This window comes from Caballeronia sp. M23-90, from assembly GCF_053574605.1.
Map to the genome: position 1 here is coordinate 1 of NZ_JBSIPA010000422.1, position 5,670 is coordinate 5,670.

The 5,670-nt window shown below is 59.3% G+C and carries 8 protein-coding genes; 1 reads left to right on the forward strand and 7 read right to left on the reverse strand.

All coding sequences use genetic code 11. The features are described from left to right. Positions 1 to 116: 116 nt before the first annotated feature. On the reverse strand, positions 117 to 395 hold the full coding sequence (locus tag ACRXB1_RS28795) for a helix-turn-helix domain-containing protein (RefSeq protein ID WP_449493963.1): 279 nt from the start codon (positions 393 to 395) through the stop codon (positions 117 to 119). On the opposite strand from ACRXB1_RS28795, the gene ACRXB1_RS28800 reads away from it, so the two are divergent. Continuing rightward, the gene (locus ACRXB1_RS28800) at positions 343 to 540 is read left to right on the forward strand and encodes a hypothetical protein (RefSeq protein WP_062002873.1); all 198 of its coding nucleotides are present in this window, start codon (positions 343 to 345) and stop codon (positions 538 to 540) included. The genes ACRXB1_RS28795 and ACRXB1_RS28800 overlap by 53 nt on opposite strands. 81 nt (positions 541 to 621) lie before the next feature. Here ACRXB1_RS28800 and ACRXB1_RS28805 read toward each other — a convergent pair whose 3' ends face one another. The 6 genes from ACRXB1_RS28805 to ACRXB1_RS28830 form a co-directional block, all read right to left on the reverse strand. Further along, positions 622 to 1,428, reverse strand: coding sequence for a c-type cytochrome (locus tag ACRXB1_RS28805; RefSeq protein WP_449493964.1), 807 nt, complete (start codon positions 1,426 to 1,428; stop codon positions 622 to 624). Further along, positions 1,425 to 3,053: a b(o/a)3-type cytochrome-c oxidase subunit 1 gene (locus ACRXB1_RS28810; RefSeq protein ID WP_449493965.1), complete on the reverse strand. Its 1,629-nt coding sequence runs from the start codon at positions 3,051 to 3,053 to the stop codon at positions 1,425 to 1,427. Before ACRXB1_RS28810 ends, ACRXB1_RS28805 begins: the two co-directional genes overlap by 4 nt. Then, positions 3,043 to 3,612: a cytochrome C oxidase subunit II gene (locus tag ACRXB1_RS28815; protein ID WP_449493966.1), complete on the reverse strand. Its 570-nt coding sequence runs from the start codon at positions 3,610 to 3,612 to the stop codon at positions 3,043 to 3,045. The genes ACRXB1_RS28810 and ACRXB1_RS28815 overlap by 11 nt, the downstream gene beginning before the upstream one ends. Continuing rightward, positions 3,609 to 3,767, reverse strand: a complete 159-nt coding sequence (locus ACRXB1_RS28820) for a hypothetical protein (RefSeq protein ID WP_086386331.1) — start codon at positions 3,765 to 3,767, stop codon at positions 3,609 to 3,611. The genes ACRXB1_RS28815 and ACRXB1_RS28820 overlap by 4 nt, the downstream gene beginning before the upstream one ends. Positions 3,768 to 3,774: 7 nt before the next feature. Continuing rightward, positions 3,775 to 4,989, reverse strand: a complete 1,215-nt coding sequence (locus tag ACRXB1_RS28825) for a c-type cytochrome (protein WP_449493968.1) — start codon at positions 4,987 to 4,989, stop codon at positions 3,775 to 3,777. Positions 4,990 to 5,025: 36 nt separating this feature from the next. Beyond that, positions 5,026 to 5,670, reverse strand: a 645-nt coding sequence (locus ACRXB1_RS28830; protein ID WP_449493967.1) for a c-type cytochrome, incomplete at its 5' end; no start/stop codon positions are given.

The window sequence follows — 5,670 nt, forward strand, 5'->3', positions numbered from 1 at the left end:
TGCTTCCCGCCTGCAGGCGCGCCATATCCAGCAGGTTGGTCACAAGGGGTCGTGCAAAGCGCTGCAGCGGCGGCCGCCACGAGCAGCCATCGGGAAGTAAAAATGTGCATGGCGGGTCAGAGATGAAGATTGCGTTTCGGTACGGCATGGTAGGTGAGCGGGCGCGCGACACATAGCCGCGCCGCTACAACACATTGTCCCGTCGATGACGCTAATCGAAACGCAGAGTAGGAATTCACGCTGTGCCAATCCTCAAGCTGCGCGATTGCCTTCAATACAGCGGGCTGGCCGACATCGTAGTGTCGTGCGGTCGGAGAGAATGAGCCGGTACCAACCACGCGTATGAAAATCCCGATCGCGGCCAGTCTGTCCTTCGTGATGCCGTTGGCCCTCACGCCGCGCTACGAGGCATCAGGCTATGTGCCCCCGTTAGCCGGCAAGCACGACGCATGGCTCGTTTCGCTCCCGGCGACCTATCTGCTCGATCGCGAAGGCATGATTGTCCTTGCTTTTATTGATGTCGTACCGCAGGCACTTTGAAACAGGATCGCCGCTTGCCGCATTGAGCGCGCTGCAGGCGAGACACGCTGCGCATCGGCGTGCGGAGCGTCCTTGAGTTGCTTAAGGTCGGACACCGGCGTAATACCGGGCCGCAGCATCGATCTCATCCGGTGTCATGTTCCGCGCGACATTACGCATTTGCTCATTGATATCGTTATGACGCGTTCCGTTCGCAAACGCCTGCAATTGCTCTTTCGAATACGCGTAAGGCGTGCCCTCGAGCCAGGGCGTCCCTGCCTTGTGATCGATCCCGCCATGACACGAAGCACACGAAGCGATGTTTCGCATGGGCGAACCATGCGCCACGATATCGGGTGCGGACATGGACGCAATGGCATCGGTGCGCGAAGCTGCTGGCTTGGGCAGATACCCATAATACGCAGCCAGGTCACGCATTTCCTGATCGGTAAGGTTGGCGGCCATTGGCGACATGACCGCATTACGCCGCGCGCCCGACTGAAAGTCGAGCAACTGCTTATAGATCACGGACGCAAACTGACCGGCAAGATTGGGCGAGTTGGCATCGCTCACGCCCATGGCCCCGTGGCACATCGTGCATCGCATGGCCAGGGTCGCGCCACGGCCAATGGAAGCGCTGCTCGGAACACCAAGCAATTGCGGCGTCATCGCAACGAGGCTTGTTTGCGTCAAAGGCACTGGCGTCGCGGTCGTGATGCGCAACCACTGTTGCGGCACGCCGGCTGCGCTGCAGATCGCGTTCCAGACGCCCTGGAACGGCTGGTCCTTTTGTGCGGACGGCAACCAGATGAAGCCTACCGCTGCCGAAAACAAAGCCAGCGCCAGCGTACCGCCGACCGTGACAGTGAACCAGCGGTTGCGTAACGAGAACAGGCGTTCTTCGTTCATCGCTGCGGCCCTCCAATTTGAATGGCCGGCACGGACGTGTCCGAGCGCGACACCAGCGATGCAACTGGATAACCGTAGTTGAAAAGCGTCAGGCCGATCATCAATGCAAGCCACAAGCCGAAGCTGTTCAACGCAACAGGAATGGTCTTCGATTCATGCACCGCCGTACTGAAGCGGAACTCTTCCACCACTACACGCGGCCCGCGATGCGCCCGGATCAACACGGTGAAGAACATCACCGCAGACACCACCAGGATGAACCCGCCAATGGTCGAGATGATCACCGGCATGGCCTGCGCGGCAAGCTCGGGATCGGTGTAATCAAAGAAGGCCATGCGTCGGGGCATACCGAGGATGCCGGTGAAATGCCACGGGAACGTCAGCACGATCATGCCGACAAACCACAACCACAATTGCCAGCGCATGAGCTTGAGTTGCGTCATCGCGCGGCCGGTGAGATGCGGCCAGAGATCGTAGGCAATCGCGAAGTACATGATGACGATCGCGCCCGCGAAGATCAGGTGAAAGTGCCCGGTCACCCACTGCGTATTGTGGATCGTGGAGTCGAGCTGATAACTCATGTTGATGATGCCGCCAGCACCACCGAAGCCAAGCATCACGAATGAGAATGCGAGCGCGAGCATCATCGGGTTCTGCCAGGGCAGCGCCTTGAGCCAGCCGAAGGTTCCCCGTCCGCCGCGCAAACGTGCTGCGATTTCCACGGACGCGCAGATGGTGAATACTGTTAGAAGGGTCGGCACGGCGACCAGTGCGGTGAACACCGAATGCATGAACTTGAAGCCGGAACCTACCTGTGGGTCGGCGAAAAGATGGTGAATGCCGATCGGCATGGAGACCACGAGAAACAGGATGAACGAGATGCGCGCCATGGAATCGCTGTACAACCGGCCGCCGATTGCGCGCGGCATGATGGTGTAATACGCAATGTACGCAGGCATCAGCCAGAAGTAGACGATTGCATGCAGCGTCCACGAGAAGAACACGCGGGCAAGGCCTGCATCGATAGTCGTCTTGAAGCCGAGCGCCACCGGCAGGATCTGGAACAGGATCTCGATAGCGGCGCCCACCGCAGTCCATCCCCAGAGGTATGCGCCTGCAACGCTCGCAAACATGGCGAGCGGCACCGGCACGCCGCGATTCGCACGCTTCCACGCGATCAGGTTGACCGACATGAGTCCAACCCAGATCCACGAGCCGACCACGACCAGCACAATGCCGATATAAAAGAAGGCGTTGCCGATCATCGGCGGATAAAACGTATAGAGCACGGACGCAAGTCCCATCGCGACCGGGACCATTGCAGTGACGGTACCTACTGCAACCAGAATGAAACCGGCCCATGCCCAGCGCACGCCGATCAACGGCTTCTTCAGCGCAAGCTCGGTCACCGCATAGCCGAACCCCATTGCAATCAGCGTGGGAAATACATAGCCCATCGCCGAGCCGTGCGCGGTCACCGAGCGATAGTAAAGCTCCGGATTGTGCAGCCACGGGTGCAGCGGGCTGCGCACCCACATCTGCCAGGCGCCCAGCAATAACGCGCCGCCGAAGCTGATGAAGCCGAGCCAGAAATGCGCGAGAACGAGTCGCTTGCTATTTAACACAGCTTAATCTCCGCGAACCGTTAGCGTTTGCCATCTGAAGGAAAGTGGATTTGTCGATGACCTTCACATGCGCCCACATGCCCTGATGCCCTGTGCCGCAGAACTCGTGGCACGGCATCAGGTGCTCGGCCGGTTGCGTGAAGGTCGTCTTGAAAGTCGAGATATAGCCAGGCTCGAGCATTGAATTGATGTTCGTGTTCGTGATCAGGAAACCATGCACCACGTCAGCGCTCGTGGCGCGGAACGTAATAGGGGTATCGGTTGGAATCAGCAGGCATTGCGGCGTGAACGAATACTGTTGCGCGACCACTCGGACCGTGACCGATCCATCCGCTTCAACCGCACTGCCCAGATTGCTTTCGATGAACTCACCGCTTACGTTGAGCGTATCGGGACGCACCGTCTCCACGCGCGAGGGCGGCATCATTGCCCAGTGAAGGCCCGTGAAGATCGTCATGGCGACAAGCACGCACAGGATGATCGCGACAAGCAGCGCCCATTTGCGCTCGATGCGCGCGACCATGTCCGCCGATGCATGCGACTGGTGTTCATTGCTCATTGGATAACGCCACGCGGCAGGAAGACCAGGAAATAAAACGCGAACCACAAGCCGATCACAATGGCCGTCGCCACGCCGGCAACCGCGATAGCGCCGTGCGGGCCATCGCGGACGATTTCATCGACGGCAGCATCTTCGTTTTCTGAATCAGTCATGACGTCCTCAATAAAGTGGCGCGGAGCGCAACGCGTTGACATCTTTTGCACTCACCGGCGTGCCATGGTTGCCCCAGGCGGTACGGATATACGTGACCACTGCCGCGACTTCGACATCCGAGAGCGATTGCGCAAAAGGCGGCATACCGTAAGGCATGGGATTTTTCTTCGTGCCTGGCGCGTAACCGCCGTTGAGCACCATGCGAATCGGATTCACGGACGACGTCATCTGGATGGACTGATTGGCTGCGAGCGGCGGGAAATGCGGCAGCTTGCCCTCGCCCTGCGTCGCATGACAAACAGCACATTGCGCGTCGTAGATCTTCTTGCCGAGCGGCGACATGGTGTTCTTTTCCTCGGCAAGCGCCGGTGTGGGCGGCGTGATCTTTTCACCGGCGCGTGAGGGCAGCGTCTTCAGATAGACGGCGACGGAACGGATGTCTTCGTCGGACAGATACTGGAAGCTGTCGTACACGACTTCCGCCATGGGGCCGTACACGGCGCCACGATTCGATACCCCCGCTTGCAGCAAATCGGAAATGTCTTCGATGCTCCAGTCGCCAAGCCCCGCTTCCTTATTCGATGTCAACGAAGGCGCATACCAGTTCTGGATCGGAATCAGGCCGCCTTCGAAACGTTTGGATGTTGAGTTGCCGCCTAGCGCATTGATCGCGGTGTGACACATGGTGCAGTGACCGAGCCCTTCAACCAGATACGCGCCACGGTTCCACTCGACCGACTGCGTGGTGTCCGGCTGGTACTCCCCCGCGCGAAAGTACAACGCACGCCAGCCGAAAAGCAACGAGCGCTGATTGAACGGAAACCGCAATTCGTGCGCACGGTTGGGCTGCGCAATGGGAGGTGTGGACAAGAGATACGCATAGATCGCATCGGAATCGGTGCGCGTCACTTTGGTGTAAGACGCAAACGGCATGGCGGGATAAAGCAGTTCGCCGGTGCGCGACTTGCCCGTGTGCATCATGTTGTAGAACTCAGCCGAGCTCCACTTGCCGATACCGCTCTCTTTATCCGACGAAATGTTCGGTGTATAGAGCGTACCGAATGGTGTTTCCATTGGCCGGCCGCCACCAAAGAGCTTGCCGGCAGGAACGGTATGACACGCGATGCAATCACCGGCGCGCGCAAGGTATTCGCCACGAGCAACGATTGACGGGTCAGCCGCTTGCGCATTTGACGCCACGACAAACATGCATAGAAGCATCAGGGTCCGGAAACTGAACACGTCGATTTCCTCGCCTTAAGGGTTAGGGACAGTGCCGCAAGCGAGCGGCATCTTGAGAGAGCCGGCCGCGACCGGAACGGGATCGACCGGAGCCGGCAAGGACGCCAGATATGCCGCTATGGCGGTGATATCGCGATCGGCAAGCTTGCTGGTGATGTCATGCATGCAATCGGGCGCAAGCGTCTTGCGGGTGCCGTAACGCCACGCGCCCAATTGCGCGGTGATGTAGTCGGCATGCAAGCCAAGCAAGCCCGGAACGGCAGGCTCCATACCGGTAAGCGCCGCGCCATGACATGCAGCGCACGCGGGAATCTTGCGTGTCGGCGCACCGTTATTCACGAGCGACTTGCCCAGTGCCAGTGTTGCTGCGTCGGCAGTGACCGGCGGGAGTACAGGAAAAGGCGGCCGCTCGCCGGCAAAATGTTCGGCAATCTGATGCAAATAAGCGTCCGGGAGATAAGCCAATAAATAATTCATTGGCGGGTACTGCCGGCGGCCGTCCCTAAAGGCAAGTAACTGGTTGTAAAGATAACCGGCGGGCTTGCCCGAGAGCCGCGGATAATAATCATTGCTCGTACCCTCGCCTTGCGCGCCGTGACACGCGGCGCAAGCAAGAACGCGCGCCTGCATGGTGTCGGGCGCCTTTTCAGCAGGCGGAGA

Bases quoted from the DNA above. Each gene is read 5' to 3' on its own strand.
- ACRXB1_RS28820 (WP_086386331.1), bottom strand. From the start codon at position 3,767: ATGACTGATTCAGAAAACGAAGATGCTGCCGTCGATGAAATCGTCCGC.
- ACRXB1_RS28805 (WP_449493964.1), bottom strand. From the start codon at position 1,428: ATGAACGAAGAACGCCTGTTCTCGTTACGCAACCGCTGGTTCACTGTC.
- ACRXB1_RS28800 (WP_062002873.1), top strand. From the start codon at position 343: ATGAAAATCCCGATCGCGGCCAGTCTGTCCTTCGTGATGCCGTTGGCC.
- ACRXB1_RS28825 (WP_449493968.1), bottom strand. From the start codon at position 4,989: ATGCTTCTATGCATGTTTGTCGTGGCGTCAAATGCGCAAGCGGCTGAC.
- ACRXB1_RS28815 (WP_449493966.1), bottom strand. From the start codon at position 3,612: ATGAGCAATGAACACCAGTCGCATGCATCGGCGGACATGGTCGCGCGC.